The organism is Candidatus Schmidhempelia bombi str. Bimp, from assembly GCF_000471645.3.
Taxonomy (GTDB): domain Bacteria; phylum Pseudomonadota; class Gammaproteobacteria; order Enterobacterales; family Orbaceae; genus Utexia; species Utexia bombi.
In genome coordinates, this window is record NZ_AWGA01000006.1 from 39,246 (window position 1) to 59,995 (window position 20,750).

Genomic DNA, 20,750 nt, shown 5'->3' on the forward strand with positions numbered 1-20,750 from the left:
TTCTTTTAATTAGTTATGTGGAAGGGTATCGGATTTGATATCAATCAATACATCCGAGTTATTAAAGGTTAAGGTATATGTCGTTTGATTTACATGTCCATGGTGTGGATTTTCACGAAGAACGTAGTACCAAACATTATCGCCAAATGCCGATTTTAACATCGGGGTTCCCATAATGTATAGAACTTGCTGTTTTGTTTGACCTACCTGTAATTTACTGGTTTCTGTTTCGGTCATATAATTGCCTTGATTAATATCAGGTCGATAAATAATATACTCAAAAAATGAACATCCACTCAGAAAGACAGTTGTTAAAGTTGCAACTATAAGGTATTTACTAAAACGCATATATTTAATCCATTTTCATTATATTAAAATGTATTAGTTTATTATCGCTGATATTTACATTATTCGCTAGCTTAAAAAGCAATATCAACAAATAACTCTTTCGCATTAGCTAGGGTATTATCGGTAATTTTATTCCCACCTAATAATCTAGCGAGTTCTGCTACTCGTCCCTCCTTATCAAGTGGGCACATAGTGGTGGTGGTTTGTTGATCATCACTATGTTTTGCGACAAAGAAGTGTTGATTGGCATTACCGGCAACTTGTGGCAGATGAGTAACGGTAATAACTTGCGTCGACTGACCCAATTCACGCAATAAATTACCCACTTTAGCCGCGGTTGGACCGCTGATCCCAACATCAATTTCATCAAAGATAAGGACTGGCATTTCAATTTTTTTAGCCGTTAATACTTGAATTGCCAAAGCAATACGAGAGAGTTCACCACCGGAAGCTATTTTAGCAATTGGTTGTAATGGTTGTCCTGGATTCGTCGTTACCATAAAAATAACACTATCCCCCCCATCTTCATGAAGATTTTGTTCGTCATAAACAATATCAATGTTAAATTGACCATGTGTCATTGATAATTCACGCATGCTTTGCGTAATTGCTTTTGCTAATGTTTTAGCTGTTTTAATGCGTTTTTCATGTAATTTTTTAGCTAAGATCAATGCCTGTTGGTAGCTGGTATCAATATTCATTTGTAATTGGCTACTTTGTTGATCGAAATGTTGGTAGTTGGATAACTCTGCCAATTTTTCTTGATAAAATGCCGGTAATTGTTGGGGAGCAATATTATGCTTACGTGCTAATGCGATCTGTTTTGATAGTCTTTTTTCCAGTGCGGCAATATAAGCCGGATCAAGTTCCCTATTTTCGGCATAATGACGTAGTTCATGACTCGCTTCAGCAATTTGAATTGCCGCTTCATCTAACATGGTGAATACATCAACAAAATGAGGATCTAACGCGATTAAATCTTGTACTCGATTTTTGGCTTGATTTAAGGTCGACAGAACATTGTATTCATCTTGCTCTGCGAGTAACATAGCCGTTTGTTGGCTTAAGGTAATTAATTGCTCACTATTCGATAAACGACGATACTCTTCGTCAATCTTCTCAAATTCGCCTTCTTGAGGCGCGAATTCATTTAACTCTTTTAATTGATACTGTAGTAGTTGTAAATATGATTCACGTTCCTGTCGTTGTTTTTCATGCAATGCAAAGGTTTGACAAGCAGCTTTCCAACGTTGATATTGGAGGCGCATATCGCGCAATAGGCTTGTTTCCCCCATGTAATGATTTAATAAAGCCTGTTGATGTTCAGATTTCATTAATAGTTGGTGTTCATGTTGTCCGTGGATCTGAATCAGTTTTTGACCTAATTCGCGTAATTGCGCTATCGGTACCGCACTGCCATTGATAAACGCTCGGGATCGCCCATCACTATTAATGACTCGACGTAAAATACATTCATTGCCATCATTTAATTGATTTTCACGTAACCAAGCGGAGGCGGTCGGTGTGTCATTCAATAAAAAATGAGCCGTAATGTCAGCACGCTCAGCACCGAAACGAACCACAGTTGAATCTGCTCGTAATCCTAGACATAAACCTAACGCATCAATAGCAATTGATTTACCTGCGCCAGTTTCTCCCGTTATAGCGGTCATACCTTGCGCAAATTCGATGGTTAGTTTATCAACAATAGCAAAATTATTAATCGTTAATTGCGTTATCATACTGATTACCTATCTATTTTTTGCTCATTATAAGTTAACACTGTAAATAAATACAGTGTTAAATGGCAAAATTATGGTTATTTGTAATGAGTGCAAATGGGGATTAGTTTGGGCACAAAGTAAGAAATTCGTCGTTTATAATCTATCTCATTAGAGCAAACTATTGGTTAATACATTTTTTGCGACCATCCTAATTTGCAGGATAAATTACAAAAATAGTCATATTCTCGGCTATGAATAAGATTAAAAGTATAAGGTGCGCGCTTTATTACTACTTCATCTTTTGCTTTTACCGGTAAGCTTAATTGGCTATCACAAGTTACTTCTAATGGATTATTAGTCGTAGGAAAAGTTAATTTAATTTCATTATCACTTTTTATCACTAATGGTCTGACAGATAATGAATGGGGGAACATGGGCGTAATGATAAAGGCATCTAGCTCTGGTGCAATAATTGGTCCCCCTGCTGACAGTGAGTACGCTGTGGAGCCGGTAGGCGTAGCAATAATTAATCCATCCGCACGTTGTGAAAAGGCACTGCGACCATTTATATAAGCTTGATAATCGACCATATGTGCAACTTTAGTCGGATGAATCACTACTTCGTTAACCGCAATACCTTGATGAATAGGCTTTCCTTTACTATAAACAGTGGCTTCAAGTAGAAATCTTGGATCAGTGATATATTGCCCTGTGAGGACTTCAGCTATGGTTTCAATGGCGTTGTCCGGTGCAATATCGGTTAAGAAGCCTAAATTACCGCGGTTAATACCAATAATTTTAATGGGGTAAGCGGATAATGCTTTTGCGGCGCGTAACATATTACCATCCCCACCAATAACGATAGCAAGTTGTGCCTGAATTCCGATCTTTTCTAATGAGGTAAAATAGGTTTTATCATAAGGTAGATGAGCGGCTAACGCGTCTTCTAATAAAACGTGGTAACCGTCGGATGTTAACCATTCAAATAATATACGATGGGTTTCTATCGCTTCATGATGGCGAGGTAATCCAACTAGTCCAATACATTTAACTTGATGTTGCATAGGTAGATATCATCCTTCCGTTTTCCCAATTTTTATTATACGCTAAATATATGACAGGCTTCTATGTGGGTTTAACAATTAATTAGGCAATTTTTAATGTAATTGTTAATTTTTATCTAATTAATTTTTGTAATCACTTAACCAATTAAAATATCACGATTATTTAATGGTTAAAAACCTTGTATTACATTTTTTCATCCCCATAATAAAAGCATTGGATGTTATTTATATCAATTTGGAGTACTTTATGACTGAGCAAGAAAAAAATAATACTGATATCCCTGAAACATCTGAAGTGACGAAAGAAACAACCGAACAGCAAGCAGATACTGAAGGTAGTGAAACTGAGTTGCTGAAAAAGAAACTTCATGATCAAGAAGCACATATTGCAGAATTAACCAAAGAGTTACAGACGGCTAAAAAAAATGAGAGTGAAGCGATGATTCGCGCTCGTGCCGAAGTGGACAATATTCGTCGTCGCGTAGAACAAGATATTGAGAAAGCTCATAAATTTGCATTAGAAAAGTTTTCCAATGAATTGTTACCTGTTATTGATAATTTAGAGCGTGCACTTGAATCAACAGATAGAAATAACCCTGATCTTAAAGCAACCATTGAAGGGCTTGAGTTAACGCTAAAATCGTTTTTAGATGCAGTGAAAAAATTTGGTATTGAGCAAATTAAAGCTGAAAACGAACCGCTGAACCCTGAATTGCATCAAGCTATCTCTGTGATCGAATCACCAGAACATCAATCAGGTCATGTTATTAATGCTATTCAAACAGGTTATAGCTTAAATGGTCGTTTATTGAGACCAGCAATGGTAATTGTAGCTAAATAATTTATTCTATTCTTCCCCATACCCTCATTGCGTTTTGATGAGGGTTTTTTTTATGCTTTTTTGCCTGTTTATCATGTCCATATTATACAAAATAGCCAATTCCTTATCGGGGTCGTTCGATATATAACGAAATAATGATTACAAGAGTAGAGCAGAATAAGAATGAGGGGATAAATAGGGATATAGCTGCTTAACGCAGCTATATCGGCTTTAACAACTAACCAAACTAACCAAGAATTTTTTCAAGTGCTTGTGATACGGTATCAACTGGCTGAGTACCCTCAATTCGGTAGAATTTAGTATGACCAGCTTCTGCCTCTGCTTTATAATAACCAATTAATGGTTTAGTTAATTGATGATATTCAGTTAGACGTTTACGCACAATGCTTTCTTCATCATCTTTACGAATGGTTAACTCTTCACCCGTTACGTCATCTAATCCCTCTTGTTTTGGTGGATTATGTTTAATATGATAAACGCGTCCAGAAGGGGCATGAATACGACGTCCACTCATTCGGTCAATAATTACTTCATCTGGTACATCAAATTCTAAAACATAATCAATTGCAATACCCGCCTCTTTCATTGCATCCGCTTGTGGCACCGTTCTTGGGAAGCCATCAAGTAAAAAGCCATTTTTGCAATCATCTTGTGCAATTCTTTCTTTAACCAATGCAATCACTAGTTCATCTGTCACTAGTTTACCCGCATCCATTAATGCTTTTGCTTGTAAACCTAATGGTGATTGTGCTTTTACTGCCGCACGTAACATATCACCCGTAGAAATTTGTGGGATATGATATTTCTTCATGATAAATTGCGCCTGAGTACCTTTACCTGCCCCTGGTGCACCTAAGAAAATAATTCGCATACTAACCTCGTTAATAATATTCTTTAATCGGCTTTTAAATAATGATATTCAATGTTATGTTTCGATATTAATCCATGCTGTCGACATAAATAATTAACTGCACCACAACCTTTTATGCAATCAACCATTTTCTGACAGTGAGGGCAACATCGTTGTTCAATAAAACGCTGTTGGCAAGAGGGACAATCACAATAGTGACTTTCTGCCCTAATCAGTCTTACTTTACACTCTGGACATTGTCCCTTCACTTCCGTTGCCAAATGCTGCATTATTTACCGACGCCCTTTGATATGTTGTAACAATCTTTTACGTTTACGTAATTGGGTTGGGGTTAAGGTATTCTTACGCCCCTCAAATGGATTTTCCCCTTCTTTAAACTGTATACGAATAGGCGTACCCATAATTTTCAAAGAACGGCGATAATAATTCATTAAATAACGTTTGTATGAATCGGGTAACTCTTTAACCTGATTACCATGAATCACCACAATAGGGGGATTATAGCCTCCCGCGTGGGCATATTTCAGTTTGACCCGACGTCCGCGGACGAGCGGTGGCTGGTGATCATCTTGGGCCATGTGCATGATCTTAGTGAGTAACGAAGTACTTACTCGTTTGGTTGCACAATCATAGGCCTCTATGATGGATTCAAATAGATTACCGACACCACTACCATGAAGTGCTGAGATAAAATGAATACGGGCAAAATCAACAAAATCTAACCGTTCATCTAAGACTGATTTCACATTTTCTTTCACTTCAAGCGAGAGACCGTCCCACTTATTAACCACGACGACTAATGAGCGTCCGCTGTTAATAATAAAACCAAGCAAAGATAGATCTTGATCAGATAATCCTTCACGGGCATCAATAACCAATAATACAACGTTGGCATCTTCAATCGCTTGTAATGTTTTAATCACTGAGAATTTTTCTACCGTCTCCGTGACTTTACCACGTTTACGTACGCCCGCCGTATCAATTAACACATATTCACGTTCATCACGCTCCATCGGAATATAGATACTATCACGTGTTGTGCCAGGCATATCATAAACCACAACCCGATCTTCACCTAAAATACGGTTAGTTAATGTTGATTTACCGACATTTGGGCGACCAACAATAGCGACTTTAATCGGTAAATCAGCTAATGCTTGCTGTTCTTCTGCTAAGGCTTCATCAGATGGTTGAACATATACTCCGTCATATAACGTATCCGTGATTTGCTCATCATCAACGCGATCTAAACCAAAAATAGGGGTTAAGACATGATCGATTAACGCAGTGACACCGCGCCCATGACTCGCAGCAATGGGATAAACCTCACCCAAGCCCAGTTCATAAAACTCACCTGTTACGGAGTCCGCATCAAGACCATCGGTTTTATTTGCCACTAAGAAAGTAGGCTTTTGCCGTGAACGTAGGTGCTGAGCAATCGCATAATCTGCGGGTAAAAGCCCTGCTCTTGCATCAACCATAAATAAAACAATATCGGCTTCTTCAATTGCTAATAGCGATTGTTCCGCCATATGGTTTTCAACACCTTCTTCTGAACCATCAATACCGCCGGTATCAATAACAATATATTCATGACCTTGAATATGCGCTTTACCATATTTACGATCCCGAGTTAAACCGGGAAAATCGGCTACCAGCGCATCTCTGGTTTTAGTTAATCGATTAAAAAGCGTCGATTTTCCAACATTTGGTCGACCAACTAATGCTATAACAGGTATCATTTTATTTTAACTATCCTTTTTAGTGCTCGTAAGCATAGATATCGCCATTACGAGCCTGTACAACCAGTTTATTACCTGCAACCATCGGTGTAGCTAATAACCCACTACTATTTACTTGCATTTTCGACACGAAATCACCCGTCTGCTTATCAAGTAAATAGAGATAACCTTCATAATCGCCTACCACAATATAATTTTGATAAATAACAGGGTTGGTTAAACGACGGTTACTCATTTCATTCTGGATCCATAATTCGGTTCCACTATCCACAGAGATAGCCTGAATAGTATCATTTTGGTCCACCACCACAATACGTTGCGTATCCATCGTGAAGGTATGTGTCGAACCTAGTTTGCGATGCCATAAAGGTTGCCCTGTATTAATATCTAAACTCACTATATTGCCATTATAGGCAATCGCATAAATCGCACCATTAACAACGATAGGAGTCACATCAACATCGTTTAACTTAGCAATTTCATTGGAGCCACCCGGTTGGGAAATACGTTGTTGCCAAAGCAATACACCATTTTTTAAGGTCATTGCATTAATATGACCATTATCATCGCCAACGATAACTATATCCGATGTTACAGCTGGAGAGGATTGACCACGTAATGATAGCAGGGGTACATCTAAATCGACTTTCCACACTAATTCACCATTATCGGCATTAAACGCTTGTAACATACCATTGGTGGTATGTACTAATACTAATCCCTCTGCTGATACTGGGCTGGCGATAATTTCACCTGCCGAATTTTGTTGCCATAGGATCTCCCCTGTTAAACGATTTAGCGCATAAATAACTGCTCGTTCGCTGCCCACATATACTCTTTCACTATCGACAGCTACCCCGCCAGATAATAGTGATGACTGATGACTGAAGAAAGAACCTCTAGCTACATCCGTCACCCATAACGTTGAACCGTTTTCGAGATTAATTGCTTTGATTTTACCTTCTCGATCGGCAACATAGACCGTATCTGCATAGTATGCTGGCGACAATAATGAATAAATTTTGGTATTACCGCGGATACTATTTTTCCAGCTCTGGCTTAAATGAATCTGATTATCTACTAATGGCGAAGGTGCCACAGTAATATTTTCTACTTCTCCCAGTGAGCAACCACTTATGTTCATTAGCATAAGCAGCATCAACGAGCTAGAAAAAAGATGTTTTAGTAACTTCATTTATATTCCTTCAATTTATTAGTCAGTAATTCATGATGAGGATGAAACCGTAACATGATCCAAGACTATCTATTGTGTATCATTCTGTATTGTTACTTTATCATCATTAGCATTGGTTTCTGATGTCGCTTGATCAACTTTCGTTGCCGATTTAGTCTCATCTTGTTTCGCGATTAAATAATGCGTTTGGTTTAATTTCATCTGAATATTGGTTTCTAATGCTGACGCGGGTTGTGAGGCTAATGCCATATTGTAAGCTTGAATAGCGTCATTATAACGTGCCAATTTAACATAGATATCGCCACGAATATCATTCGCTATTGCCGCCCAGCCATTTGATTTGATTTTATCTAAGGTTTGTAAACTGTCTTCAAATAATGCTTGTTGATATTGTAAACGAGCAATACGAGTATAAAGTGTATCTAGCATAACTTCGTCTTTAGTCTTGGTGACCGCTGATTCAAGTACAGTTTGTGCTGCTGCATAATCTTTTGCATTATCAACATAAAACTTAGCGGCATCAAATGCGGCAAGCACACCATAGGTGTTATGTTCTGATTCAGAAAAGGCAACAAGTCCTTTGACAGAATCAAGCTGTTTACTATCTAATTTTGTCAGTAAATGATCATAGTTGTTAGACGCTTCTTCTAAACTTTGATGGGTATGGGATTGCCAATATTTCCATGCCAAAACAGTGATTAAACCAATAATTAGCACCGCTAAAATAAGTTTCCATGTTTTTTTAAGAAAGCTCTTTAATTCATTTAGTTGTTCTTCTTCCGTTGTAGAATGATGAGCCACCACTATTCTCCTTTAACGTTATTTAAAATAGATAAGCAGGTTTGTGCAATATCAGACTGTGCTACGTCGAATTGTTCACCTGTTCGTAAATTTTTAATTATCGCTCTATTTGCTTGTGCTTCGTTTTCACCAACCACAATAGCAAGTTTAGCGCCCCATTTATCTGCTCGACTAAACTGTTTTTTAAAGTTACCGCCACCATAGTTGGTCATAACACGCAGTGTTGGTACTTGTTCACGTAAAGTATCGGCTAAGCGCTGAGTGACCGCTACAACACTCGTACCATTGGTCAATTGACCTGATGCAATCATATAAATATCAATCTGATTACTACAGGTAAATTCTGGATTAACGGTTTGTACTAATAATACCAACCGTTCAACCCCCATCGCAAAACCAACAGCAGGGGTTGGTTGTCCACCTAATTGTGCAACTAAACCATCATAACGACCACCGCCGCATACGGTCCCCTGTGCACCAAGGCTAGTTGTTACCCATTCAAACACAGTACGGTTATAGTAATCAAGACCGCGTACTAAACGCTGATTAATACGATAACTAATTCCCGCAAAATCGAGTAATTTACATAAACCATCAAAATGCGTTTTTGATTCGTCATCCAGATAATCAAATAATTGTGGTGCATTATTTAATAGCTCTTGAACTTGTGGATTTTTAGAATCAAGGACGCGTAATGGATTAGTATACATGCGGCGTAAACAATCTTCATCTAACAATGCTTTGTGCTGTTCCAAAAATGCCACTAACGCCTGACGATAATTGGCCCTAGCTTGTAACGAACCAATTGAGTTAAGTTCAAGGGTAACATGTTGTTCAACACCCAACGCTCGCCAAAAGCGAGCTGTCATTAGAATTAATTCTGCATCAATATCTGGTCCTTCCAATCCAAAAACTTCTACGCCAAATTGATGAAATTGACGATATCGCCCTTTTTGTGGACGTTCATAACGAAATGCAGGTCCTAAATACCATAGACGTTGTTCCTGATTATATAATAAACCATGCTCAATACCCGCACGTACGCAGCCTGCCGTAAGTTCTGGGCGTAAGGTGAGACTTTCCTCATTGCGATCGAGAAACGTATACATTTCTTTTTCAACGATATCTGTCACTTCGCCTACGGCACGCTTAAATAATCCTGTGGCTTCAACGATTGGTGTTCGAATTTCATTATAGCCATAACTATTTAAAATCTGTTTTAAAAGATTTTCAATACGCCGCCAAGTTGCACTTTCGGTTGGTAATAAGTCATTCATGCCTCTAATGGCTTGAATTTTTTTGCCTTTAATTTGTTCTGCCATTTTGATTCTTCACACTATTTCTTTAGTTGTAATTCGGTTGGTTAGTAATGCCGCTTTAGCTCTAATTTTTGCTTCTAATTCATCGATCATTTTATCATTATCGATACGGCCAATGCGTGTTCCATCTTCATAAAAACCACTTTTATTATGACCCCCAGCTACCCCCATCGTCGAGGATAAAGCTTCACCAGGACCATTAACTACACAGCCTATAATTGAAACATCCATTGGAGTAATAATATCTTCTAAACGCTGTTCAAGTGCATTCACGGTGCCAATGACATCAAATTCTTGTCTTGAACAGGTAGGGCAAGCAACGAAATTGATGCCACGCGAACGAATACGCAACGACTTAAGAATATCAAAACCGACTTTCACTTCTTCGGTCGGATCGGCAGCTAGTGAAATACGAAGTGTATCACCAATCCCTTCAGCTAAAAGCATACCTAAGCCGATCGCTGATTTAATCGCCCCACTACGCACGCCACCAGCCTCAGTAATGCCTAGATGTAGGGGTTGCTTGATCTGTTGTGCTAATAAACGATAAGCACCGATAGCAGTAAAAACATCCGATGCTTTAACGCTGACTTTAAACTGATCAAAGTTTAAATTATCCAAAATTTCCACATGCCGTAATGCAGATTCAACAATCGCTTTTGGTGTTGGTTCACCATATTTTTCTTGAATATCTTTTTCTAGTGATCCCGCATTAACCCCTATGCGAATAGGTATATTGTGATCTTTGGCGCAATCGACAACCGCTTGAATACGTCTTTGATTACCAATATTACCTGGATTAATACGCAAACAGTCAACACCATATTCTGCCACTTTCAACGCAATACGATAATCAAAATGAATATCTGCAATAAGTGGCACAGAAACTTGCTGTTTAATCAATTTAAATGCCTCAGCAGCATCCATCGTAGGTATAGAAATACGCACTAAATCAACGCCAACACGTTCCAGTGCTTTAATTTGATTAACGGTTTGTTCTACGTCCGTTGTGCGTGTATTAGTCATAGATTGCACGGCTATTGGTGCACCGTCACCAATAGGTACATTACCAACATAAATACGTGTCGATTGACGACGTACAATTGTAGGCTCTTGATTACTCATAAACAACTCATCGAAGCGAATAAAGATAATTAATCGCTAATATTAGCAAAAAGCAACTAGAATGTCTGTATTAGAAGAATAAAGAATCGAGAATATTTTCTCTGTTACCACTGAACAGAATGGCGCCTTGCATCAATTTAATTAACAAATCATGTAAGTGAACCATTCTATTTAACTAGCTATTTAGCCATTATCCAATTCTTGCATAATTCGTTGTGATGACGAATAATGAGTCGTATTCGTTTGCTCACTTTTATATTCTTGCCAAAAGAAAAAACCAGAAATACCTAGAATAATCACTAAAATAACAATACTACAAATCAATAAACGTGTACCATGACGTTTTTGCATATCATTTTGTGAATAATTTTTCATCAAAATTGGACGTGGCTCTGAGTTATTAATTAGATTAAGATAATCAGCTAATTCATTCGCTGGCATGTCCACAAGATCGGCATAACCTTTAATATAACCACGTAGAAAGACCGTCGGAATATTATCAATTTTATCGGCCTCGATATCCAAAATAATTGAGCGACGGATATGTAATTCTTCGGCTACTTCTTCAGGAGATAAGCCCGCTTTTTCCCTTAATTCAACTAATCGATTACCATATGATACTTTTATTTCGAGGTTATTTTCACTCATAACTCTTATTTCCAATATGTTATATTGATCTTTAGTCGATTTTATTTGCTTTAAACCAATGGGTTGGTTCAACAATCTCATTTTGAGCTGCAACAAGTTGTAACTCATATTGATGATCCTTTAGTGTTGCAAGCATAACTTCATAAACTGCTGACGTTGTATGCTCAAATGACGCTACTAAAGATTTATTTAGCAATTGATCGGCCAAAAATATACCACTGGTCATATCGCCGACACCAACAGGCTGACAGGAACCAAAATCAACCAGCGGTCGCTGAATATGCCATGCTTCATCAGCAGTAACAAGTAGCATCTCAAAACAATCGTTTCGATAACCTGCACGACTTAAATGTTTAACCAGAACTTGTTTAGGACCTCGTTGACATAATTCGCGACAAGCTAAAATAGCCTCGTCCACGTTGTTAATTCGCTTTTTATTATTGAGCTCTTCGAGTTCAAGCAAATTAGGCGCAATGATGTCACTTATCGGTAATGCGATATCACATAAAAATTCAGCTACACCAGGAGCGACAAAACACCCTTTTTCTGGATGTCCCATCACAGGATCACAAAAATAGAGGGCGTTGGGATTGGCTTTTTTAACCTGTTTTACAATTTCAATAATGGCATTACCTTGTTCAGGTGATCCCATATAACCGCTTAAGATGGCATCACAATGCTTTAGCTTATCAATATCAGCAATTCCTTCTACAACCTCCATTAAATGGGAAGCGGGCATAACAGCACCTTTCCATTGACGATATTGGGTATGATTAGAAAATTGTACAGTATTTAAAGGCCATACATTCACGCCAAGTCGCCGAATAGGAAACTCTGCTGCGCTGTTACCTGCATGTCCAAATACTACATGCGATTGAATAGCAAGTATATTTTTCATTGTGATACCTGATTTCAGAGGTTAATTACTGCCAAATGAGTAAACTGTAATGTTTTTTACCACGACGCAGCAGACTATATTGACCAAATAATTTATCATTATCTGTAAATTTATAATCTGCTACCGTAATCTTTGTACCATTGATCGCAATAGCATTGGATTCAATCAACGTACGTGCTTGTCCACGTGATGGTGCTAACCCTGCATTAACAAGTGCTTGTTGTAAATCCGCATCATGAGGCAATACCACCGCTGGCATACCATCTTGAGCAAGCTGCTTAAAGTCATCAGCCGTTAGATCCGTTAAGCTACCTGAAAACAAGCTCTGTGTAATACGTTTCGCTGCTGCAAAGCCTGCTTCACCATGTACTAACTTAGTGACTTCTTCGGCCAATACATATTGTGCACGTGGTGCTACGCCACTATTTCTATCTTCTTCTTCCAGAGCGTTGATCGATTCAAGTGACATAAAAGTAAAGAATTTAAGGAAACGATAAACATCTGCATCAGCGGTATTAATCCAAAATTGATAAAATTTATAAGGACTCGTTTTCTTGGCATCTAACCAAACGGCACCACTTTCTGTTTTACCAAACTTAGTTCCATCCGATTTGGTAATAAGTGGTACCGTTAAACCATACACTTGTTTTTGATGTAAACGGCGGGTTAAATCAATCCCAGAGGTAATATTCCCCCACTGATCAGACCCACCAATTTGTAGTTCTACATTATGTGCCGAATTGAGTGAAGCAAAATCATAGGATTGTAATAAATTATAGGAGAATTCTGTATAAGAAATACCGGCATCATCACGGTTAATACGCTGTTTGACTGCTTCTTTATTAATCATGGCATTAACAGAAAAATATTTACCAATATCACGTAAAAATGTTAATACATTCATGCCACCAAACCAATCATAGTTATTCGCCACTATGGCTGAATTTTCACCACAATTGAAATCTAAAAATGGCGAGACTTGGGCTTTAATTTTATTTGCCCAATCAACAACGGTATCTTCTGTATTTAATTTACGTTCTGTTGCTTTAAAACTTGGATCACCAATTAAACCCGTTGCCCCGCCAACTAGCGCTATCGGTTTATGTCCAGCTAGTTGGAAACGTTTTAAACAGAGTAAAGGAACCAAATGACCTAAATGTAAACTATCCGCCGTTGGATCAAAACCACAATACAATGTTACTGGTCCTTGAGCTAAACGTTCAGTTAAAGCTTGCTCATCGGTAAGTTGGGCAATTAACCCTCTTTCCTGTAACTGTTTGATCACATTAATTGTCATAGTAATACCTGTTATTTTTTCTAATTTTAAAATCATTAAGCATCGGTTAATCACGCTTTATCGTGATAAAGTCGATTTGCCTTATTAAAGTGTTCTACAATATCATCAGATGGCTTGTTATCCAATAGGCTAACTACAACAATCGCTAATGATGAGAAAATAAATCCTGGGATCAATGAATAGAGATCAAACCAGTTATAATTTATCCATAGTAATACCGTGACAGCACCAACAACCATTCCGGCTAATGCCCCATTGCGCGTGATACGTTGCCAGAAGACAGAGAAGATCACCACAGGTCCAAATGCCGCACCAAATCCTGCCCAAGCATAACTAACTAAACCCAGCACACTATTATCAGGATTGATAGCTAATAAAATAGCGATAATAGCAACTAAAAGTACCATTGCGCGACCAATCCAAACTAATTCAGATTGTGAGGCGGTTGGTCTGATAAATGCTCGATAAAAATCTTCGGTAATAGCACTTGAACTGACTAATAATTGGCAACTTAATGAACTCATCACTGCCGCTAGGATAGCCGATAATAAGATGCCAGCTATCCATGGATTAAAGAGCAATTTAGATAATTCAATAAAGACGTTTTCGTTTTTTCGGCCCTCAACCGTCACTAAATGAAGGTACTCAGTATGCAGAGAGAAATAAGCAATAGCAAAGAAACCAACCGCAATAGCACCACTTAAACATAATACCATCCACGTCATACTAATACGTCTAGCATTTTTCATTACTTTATGTGAATCGGCAGCCATAAAACGGGCAAGAATATGAGGCTGACCAAAATAGCCTAATCCCCACCCCAATAACGAAATAATGGCAATGACATTCATGCCAGAAAAAAGATTTACATATTCGGGGCTTTTAGCTTCAATAGCAAGCATAGCATCATTTAAGCCACCCGCATTAACAATGACCATAATAGGCGTAAGAATTAAAGCAAACATCATTAACGTTGCTTGGATGGTATCGGTCCAACTCACGGCTAAAAAACCACCGACTAAGGTATAAAGAATAGTGGCACTTGCCCCAGCCAACATAGCCCAACTATAACTCATCCCAAAGGTGCTTTCAAATAGACGAGCGCCAGCAACGACGCCAGAAGCACAATAAATAGTGAAGAAGATTAAAATAATTAATGCAGAAAATAGACGTAATAAACGACTATGATCGTTAAAACGACGAGTAAAGTAATCAGGTAACGTTAACGCATTATGATTGACTTCGGTAAAAACACGCAATCTTCCAGCAATTAACAACCAATTAAGATAAGCACCAATAATTAAACCAATAGCAATCCAACTTTGCGATATACCATAAACTAAAATAGCACCCGGTAATCCCATTAACAACCAACCGCTCATATCTGAAGCACCGGCTGAAAGTGCAGTCACAACACTACCAATTTTTCTTCCACCTAAAATATAGTCACCGAAGTTTCGGGTTGATCTAAAGGCGATAAAACCAATGATGATCATTCCGCTAATATAAATAACGAAAGTCACGAGCATAGGTAAAGTCATGTGTTCCTCTTTTTTATTTTTGAATCACGTTTTTTAATTTCTTAAATAATCATAGGAGGATACCATAAAAACATAGTGTCTACAAAGTAATCTACACCTTTTTATATCAATATTTATTCGATATTATTATTATTGAATTATCAACTAATTATGTTAACCATTTTACTGACTAATTTGGCCTTTAGGTTAGCCGGTGTAATTTAACAAATAATAAAATGACCGTGATAGCAAATCTTTTTCTTTTTCAGAATATTGTTATACTAAACACCCGTTAGTTAGCATAATAATAAAGTCGATAATGAATAGAGCAATCCGAATTGAAATATTGCAACGTCTACAAGCTCATATTGAAAATCCCAAAACCGAATTAGTGTATCAAACCCCATTTGAATTATTGATTGCGGTCATGTTATCGGCGCAGGCGACCGATGTGAGTGTCAATAAAGCAACGAAACCCTTATATGCCGTCGCGAATACGCCAGAAACTATTTTGGCACTGGGTATCGATAAACTGAAAGACTATATTCGTACAATTGGCCTTTATAATAGTAAAGCTGAAAATATTATTAAAACCTGCCAGCTTTTAATTGAAAAACATCATAGCCAAGTTCCTGAAGATTTTAATGCGTTAATTGCTTTACCAGGTGTCGGGAGAAAAACAGCAAATGTGGTGTTAAATACTGCCTTTGGTTGGCCTACGATTGCTGTCGATACCCATATATTTCGAGTCTGTAATCGTACGCATTTTGCGCCAGGTAAAACAGTTGAAGCAGTAGAAGAAAAATTATTAAACGTGGTGCCTAATCAATATAAATTGGATTGCCATCACTTATTTATTTTACATGGTCGTTATACATGTATTGCTCGTAAACCACGTTGCGGAGCTTGTGTTATTGAAGATTTGTGTGAATTTAAAGATAAAATTTATCCGGAGTAAAATATGTCGAAGAATGCGAAACCCTCTGCCGAAGACATTGCTTTATTTAAAGCTGCCATCGGCGCTGTAAAACGGATCAAACAGGATACTGTTGTCCACTCTCCACGAAAAATACCCAATAAAAATAAGAATGAGATCAAACGCCAATATCAACAACATGATGATACATTCTATTTTTCTGACCATTATCAACCATTACTGCAAGAAGATCCTATTCGCTATTGTCGTCCAGACTGTGATACTTATCAACTTAAAAAGCTAAGACGAGGAGACTATATCCCCGATTTCTTTCTTGATTTACATGGCTTAACTCAGCAACAAGCAAAGCAAGAAATTGCGGCACTAATAACAGCCTGCTTAAATGAACATGTTGATTGTGCTTGTATTATGTACGGACATGGTAAACATATTTTGAAAAAACAAACGCCTATGTGGTTAGCCCAGCATCCAAATGTTCTCTGTTTTCATCAAGCAACCAAAGAATATGGTGGCAACGCAGCGCTACTGCTACTTATTGATATTGATTGTGATGATAAGGTGAATAAGATTGAATAGAAACCTTTCTCACTTTCCACCCATATTAAAAATATGTACCTGTATTTGTTATCAGGGTAGTAATGACCTTAAATCACAATTATTTTATTAAAATTAAGTTTAGATTTTAGCAAGATGATTTGTATTTTAAATACTCGTCACATTCCACAGTGATAATCATAATTAAACGACCAATAAACTAAGAAAGTATCATTGTATACATAATTTATTTAAAACGAACTATTGAAGTGATCTGATGTATGCTGATTTACTCACGGAATATATAGACTGACATGGACAAAAAACCCGCACCTTCATAAGGAATAAGGCCGGATTTTTTAACCATAATGATGAACTAGATATAGGCTACCTTGATGATATCAAATTCGACTTCCCCACCAGGGGTAACAATGCGAGCCGTATCATCTTGCTCTTTACCAATTAGTCCACGTGCAATAGGTGAATTAACCGAAATCAGATTTTGTTTAAAATCAGCCTCATCATCGCCAACGATACGATAAGTAATTTCTTCATCAGTATCAACATTAACGACGGTAACGGTAGCACCAAAGATAATACGACCATTATTTACCATTTTAGTGATATCAATCACTTGTGCATTGGATAATTTACTTTCAATCTCTTTAATCCGACCTTCGCAAAAACCTTGCTGCTCTCTCGCCGCGTGATATTCTGCGTTTTCTTTTAAATCACCATGAGCTCGTGCTTCAGCTATTGCATTAATAATCTTTGGTCGCTGAACTGTTTTTAACTCTTCCAATTCGGCACGTAAAAGTTCAACACCTCTTACTGTCATTGGGATTTGTTTCATCGCTCGTTTTTCTCCCTGTTAAAACAAATTATAATGATTTAAGTCATTATAATAAAAAAATAAAAACTACCTTTTACAAAGGTATTATAAAATGATGATAACAATAAATTTCACACTTTAGTTTTTTTTAAAACCTATGATATGCTAAATGCTAATAGGCGACATCCAATACTATTTATAAAATAAATAACAAAAATATGAATAAATTCACACACCGCTTAATACGGTTATTAATGCTACTTCTTTGGATTATGTGGGCAATAGTCATTATCGCTATTTTATCCATAAAAACGGATTTTGGTGCCAAGATATTAGTTCGTTATATATCAGATAATAATAACATATTTTCACTAAAAATAGGTAATGTTAGCCATTCATTCAATAAACCCTACGAATTTATCATTAACGATTTTTGTTTAAATGATAAATCGACAGGAAAAACGATCATTCAAAACGCACAACTGACCTTGGCGCTAGATATGTCAACACTATTTCACCATCCTATTTGGCAATATGTCATCATTAATCATGGTCAGCTGAATTTATCGTTAGATCAACTACAACAATCGCCATTGCAACATTATTTCCCAACTAAACATTTACAATTGATTGATGTCACCGCTTATCTACACAACACCCAAGGACTAGAGAGTCATATCACTGGCTTAACTGGAGGCGTCAAACCTTGGTTACCCCATAAATTAGCAACAGATCAAACGGTAGAATTTAATTTCACAACCCAAACAACCCAACTCAATCAATTGACGATCAATAAGATGGTAATAGGTGGCATTGAAAAAAATGGTAATATCTATTTAAATAATGTCGGCGGTAATCTTTATCATGGCTTTTTTCTCGCTAAAGCTAACCATTTAGCTGATCAGCATTGGGTAATTAATGAGTTACATTTTAATCATATCAATTCGCCCGATGATCAAATAATTAAAACGTTTGAATCAACAATTCAACATCTACCACCACTTACCATCAAGAAACTTTATGTGCTAAATAGTTCTTTTGATCTGCCGCAGTTTAAAATAGAAAAAGGGAATATTGAACTTGTTGATATCAGATATAATAACCATTGGTCATGGCGTAATGCTTCGTTTATCGCTAATGCCGATAATGTTGTTATCAATGATCATCATTTTTCTGATCTATTAATCCGAGGAAAAATTAATCCCCAACAACTCATTATTGAAAAGGCTGAAAGCCGTTGGAATCGTGGTATTATTTCACTTAATGGAATATGGCAGGAAAATCAGCTAAGACTAAATAAACTGTTCATTGCGGGTATTCGCTATACGTTACCCAATGACTGGTTAAGCAGGATCAATAACAAAAAATTACCTAGTTATCTGGCAAATATAACGATTGATGATTTTACACTCACCCCAAGTTTGATTATTGATACACGGTCAGCGTTTCCTATGCAGTTTACGGCTCTTGAAGTAGAAGGGAAAGATTTAGATCTAATACATAATCGTCGTTTTGCTTTATCTCGAGGTGATCTTAATATAAAAGCTTATGATGCGACTATCAATAAGGTGGCATTACATTATAACGATTTATCTATAAATATTAGTCGTCAAGCTAAATCCAATACCCAAAAAAGATCAAGCAATACTATCATAAATATGACATTTAGTGCCTTAACCGATACCGGCATAATAGATGCTAGGATCGTCGTGAATAAAACACAGAAACAATTGCAAAAACTTAATATCATCGGTAAAAATGTTGATTCACAATTATTAAAACAATGGCATATTATTGAGAATCCAACCGATAGTATGGAGTTCTCTGTTAGCTTAAGCGGTGATTATGATCCACTTAATCTCGCTGGAAAATTGAGTAATGAAGATTTAAATCAAACTAGGCATTATAATATTACTCATAATCAAATAAGGACAAATGACCAGCAGTATTAATAGCGATAGCCTTCATCTCAATAGGAGCAATCATGACAATAAACGTAAGTAATCCTATGTTAAACAGTACAGATGATAACCATCTCGCCCAACAAACCGCGTTTTATTGTCTTACACCAAGTGGGATTTTTTGCCAGACTGACTGTCAATGTAGCCAGCGAACTCATAAACACCATAAATATCTAGCTAGCTATTCACTGGCAATGCGTAAAGGTTATCGCCCTTGTCAACTTTGTCGTCCTTACTTGATCACGAATGAAATAGCGTCATCTATGGCAGAATTATTAGAGCAACTCCATCAATCTCCTAAGCAATCGATGACAACAAGTGACTTAAGTTTATTTGGTTTAACTCTGCCACAAGTACAGCATTGGTTTAAAAATCATTATGGTTTAACCTTTAGCAACTATCGAAAATTATTGTCTATTAATAATCATTTTAATCAATGCCAACAGGATCATATTGACTTTAATACGAGTGATAACAACCACGCGACTATTTTAGATAGTATTGAGTTATTACAACAATGTATTACTAACACTAATATAACCAACACATCGCCAAACCAACTTCCATTAACACGGATCAAAACGCCAATCGGAGAACTAATTGCTGCGACGACAACGCGTGGAATTTGTCTACTGGAATTTGCCGATCAACGATCTATTTCTACCCAACTTAACGCTATTAGTCACTATTTTAATGCCAGATTAGTATGGGAAGAAAATCCCAACTTTACGCTATTAAGACAACAGCTTAATGCCTATTTCTCGGGTAACCTAACACAATTTACAGTGAATTTAGATTTGGCGGGTACACCATTTCAACAAACGGTATGGCAACAATTACGACAAATTACCTATGGACAGTGCATAACTTATCAACAACAAGCGCAAGCGATGGGCCATCCCAAAGCAGTTAGAGCGGTTGCGACTGCAAATGGTATGAACCGTATTAGTATTATTATTCCTTGTCATCGGATTATTGGTTCCAATGGAAGTTTGACTGGTTATGCCGGTGGGGTATGGCGCAAACAGTACCTTTTAGATTTAGAACAACAAAATAAATTTAAAATATAAATCAATAAGTTAAGCTAAAAAAG

The 20,750-nt window shown here is 37.1% G+C and carries 20 protein-coding genes; 5 read left to right on the plus strand and 15 right to left on the minus strand.

Annotated features, from left to right (window positions below; all coding sequences use genetic code 11):
- Window positions 1–9: 9 nt before the first annotated feature.
- The 3 genes from bamE to nadK all read right to left on the minus strand — a co-directional run bounded on the left by bamE (window position 10) and on the right by nadK (window position 3,136).
- A complete protein-coding gene (gene bamE, locus O970_RS00240; protein WP_024495190.1) occupies window positions 10–348 on the minus strand; it encodes an outer membrane protein assembly factor BamE in 339 nt (112 codons plus the stop codon).
- Between the two features lie 71 nt (window positions 349–419).
- Complete coding sequence (gene recN, locus O970_RS00245; RefSeq protein WP_024495191.1) at window positions 420–2,090, minus strand: DNA repair protein RecN; 1,671 nt, start codon at window positions 2,088–2,090, stop codon at window positions 420–422.
- Window positions 2,091–2,257: 167 nt separating this feature from the next.
- Window positions 2,258–3,136 carry an NAD(+) kinase gene (nadK, locus tag O970_RS00250; protein WP_024495192.1) on the minus strand — a complete coding sequence of 293 codons (879 nt, stop codon included), beginning with the start codon at window positions 3,134–3,136 and terminating at the stop codon, window positions 2,258–2,260.
- 247 nt (window positions 3,137–3,383) lie between these two features.
- On the opposite strand from nadK, the gene grpE reads away from it, so the two are divergent.
- Entirely contained in the window at window positions 3,384–3,977 is a 594-nt protein-coding gene (grpE, locus tag O970_RS00255) for a nucleotide exchange factor GrpE (protein WP_024495193.1), read from the plus strand.
- A gap of 226 nt (window positions 3,978–4,203) precedes the next feature.
- On the opposite strand, the gene adk is transcribed toward grpE, so the two are convergent.
- From adk to putP, 11 genes are all read right to left on the minus strand, one after another.
- Window positions 4,204–4,848 (minus strand): adenylate kinase, encoded by a 645-nt coding sequence (adk, locus tag O970_RS00260; RefSeq protein ID WP_024495194.1) that lies wholly within the window; start codon window positions 4,846–4,848, stop codon window positions 4,204–4,206.
- 23 nt (window positions 4,849–4,871) lie between these two features.
- Window positions 4,872–5,117 (minus strand): YfgJ family double zinc ribbon protein, encoded by a 246-nt coding sequence (locus O970_RS00265; RefSeq protein WP_081685211.1) that lies wholly within the window; start codon window positions 5,115–5,117, stop codon window positions 4,872–4,874.
- 3 nt (window positions 5,118–5,120) lie between these two features.
- Window positions 5,121–6,590 (minus strand): ribosome biogenesis GTPase Der, encoded by a 1,470-nt coding sequence (der, locus tag O970_RS00270; protein ID WP_024495195.1) that lies wholly within the window; start codon window positions 6,588–6,590, stop codon window positions 5,121–5,123.
- Window positions 6,591–6,609: 19 nt separating this feature from the next.
- Window positions 6,610–7,785 carry an outer membrane protein assembly factor BamB gene (gene bamB / locus O970_RS00275; RefSeq protein ID WP_024495196.1) on the minus strand — a complete coding sequence of 392 codons (1,176 nt, stop codon included), beginning with the start codon at window positions 7,783–7,785 and terminating at the stop codon, window positions 6,610–6,612.
- A 69-nt stretch (window positions 7,786–7,854) separates the two neighbouring features.
- Entirely contained in the window at window positions 7,855–8,586 is a 732-nt protein-coding gene (locus O970_RS00280) for a YfgM family protein (protein ID WP_036562061.1), read from the minus strand.
- 2 nt (window positions 8,587–8,588) lie between these two features.
- Window positions 8,589–9,908 carry a histidine--tRNA ligase gene (gene hisS, locus O970_RS00285; protein ID WP_024495198.1) on the minus strand — a complete coding sequence of 440 codons (1,320 nt, stop codon included), beginning with the start codon at window positions 9,906–9,908 and terminating at the stop codon, window positions 8,589–8,591.
- 9 nt (window positions 9,909–9,917) lie between these two features.
- The gene (gene ispG, locus O970_RS00290) at window positions 9,918–11,030 is read right to left on the minus strand and encodes a flavodoxin-dependent (E)-4-hydroxy-3-methylbut-2-enyl-diphosphate synthase (protein WP_024495199.1); all 1,113 of its coding nucleotides are present in this window, start codon (window positions 11,028–11,030) and stop codon (window positions 9,918–9,920) included.
- A 183-nt stretch (window positions 11,031–11,213) separates the two neighbouring features.
- Entirely contained in the window at window positions 11,214–11,678 is a 465-nt protein-coding gene (locus O970_RS00295) for a helix-turn-helix domain-containing protein (protein ID WP_024495200.1), read from the minus strand.
- Between the two features lie 31 nt (window positions 11,679–11,709).
- On the minus strand, window positions 11,710–12,576 hold the full coding sequence (gene pdxY / locus O970_RS00300) for a pyridoxal kinase PdxY (RefSeq protein ID WP_024495201.1): 867 nt from the start codon (window positions 12,574–12,576) through the stop codon (window positions 11,710–11,712).
- Window positions 12,577–12,601: 25 nt separating this feature from the next.
- Entirely contained in the window at window positions 12,602–13,873 is a 1,272-nt protein-coding gene (tyrS, locus tag O970_RS00305) for a tyrosine--tRNA ligase (RefSeq protein WP_036562073.1), read from the minus strand.
- A 50-nt stretch (window positions 13,874–13,923) separates the two neighbouring features.
- Window positions 13,924–15,414 carry a sodium/proline symporter PutP gene (gene putP, locus O970_RS00310; protein ID WP_024495203.1) on the minus strand — a complete coding sequence of 497 codons (1,491 nt, stop codon included), beginning with the start codon at window positions 15,412–15,414 and terminating at the stop codon, window positions 13,924–13,926.
- Between the two features lie 298 nt (window positions 15,415–15,712).
- Between putP and nth the strand changes: the two genes are divergently transcribed.
- Together nth and smrB are read left to right on the plus strand one after the other, a co-directional pair.
- Window positions 15,713–16,351 (plus strand): endonuclease III, encoded by a 639-nt coding sequence (gene nth, locus O970_RS00315; protein ID WP_024495204.1) that lies wholly within the window; start codon window positions 15,713–15,715, stop codon window positions 16,349–16,351.
- A 3-nt stretch (window positions 16,352–16,354) separates the two neighbouring features.
- Window positions 16,355–16,906, plus strand: coding sequence for an endonuclease SmrB (gene smrB / locus O970_RS00320; protein ID WP_024495205.1), 552 nt, complete (start codon window positions 16,355–16,357; stop codon window positions 16,904–16,906).
- Between the two features lie 334 nt (window positions 16,907–17,240).
- On the opposite strand, the gene greA is transcribed toward smrB, so the two are convergent.
- On the minus strand, window positions 17,241–17,717 hold the full coding sequence (greA, locus tag O970_RS00325; protein ID WP_024495206.1) for a transcription elongation factor GreA: 477 nt from the start codon (window positions 17,715–17,717) through the stop codon (window positions 17,241–17,243).
- A gap of 197 nt (window positions 17,718–17,914) precedes the next feature.
- Between greA and O970_RS00330 the strand changes: the two genes are divergently transcribed.
- Both O970_RS00330 and O970_RS00335 read left to right on the plus strand, forming a co-directional pair.
- Window positions 17,915–19,648, plus strand: coding sequence for a hypothetical protein (locus O970_RS00330; RefSeq protein ID WP_130575700.1), 1,734 nt, complete (start codon window positions 17,915–17,917; stop codon window positions 19,646–19,648).
- Between the two features lie 32 nt (window positions 19,649–19,680).
- The gene (locus tag O970_RS00335) at window positions 19,681–20,727 is read left to right on the plus strand and encodes a bifunctional transcriptional activator/DNA repair protein Ada (protein WP_024495208.1); all 1,047 of its coding nucleotides are present in this window, start codon (window positions 19,681–19,683) and stop codon (window positions 20,725–20,727) included.
- The last annotated feature ends 23 nt before the right edge of the window (window positions 20,728–20,750 follow it).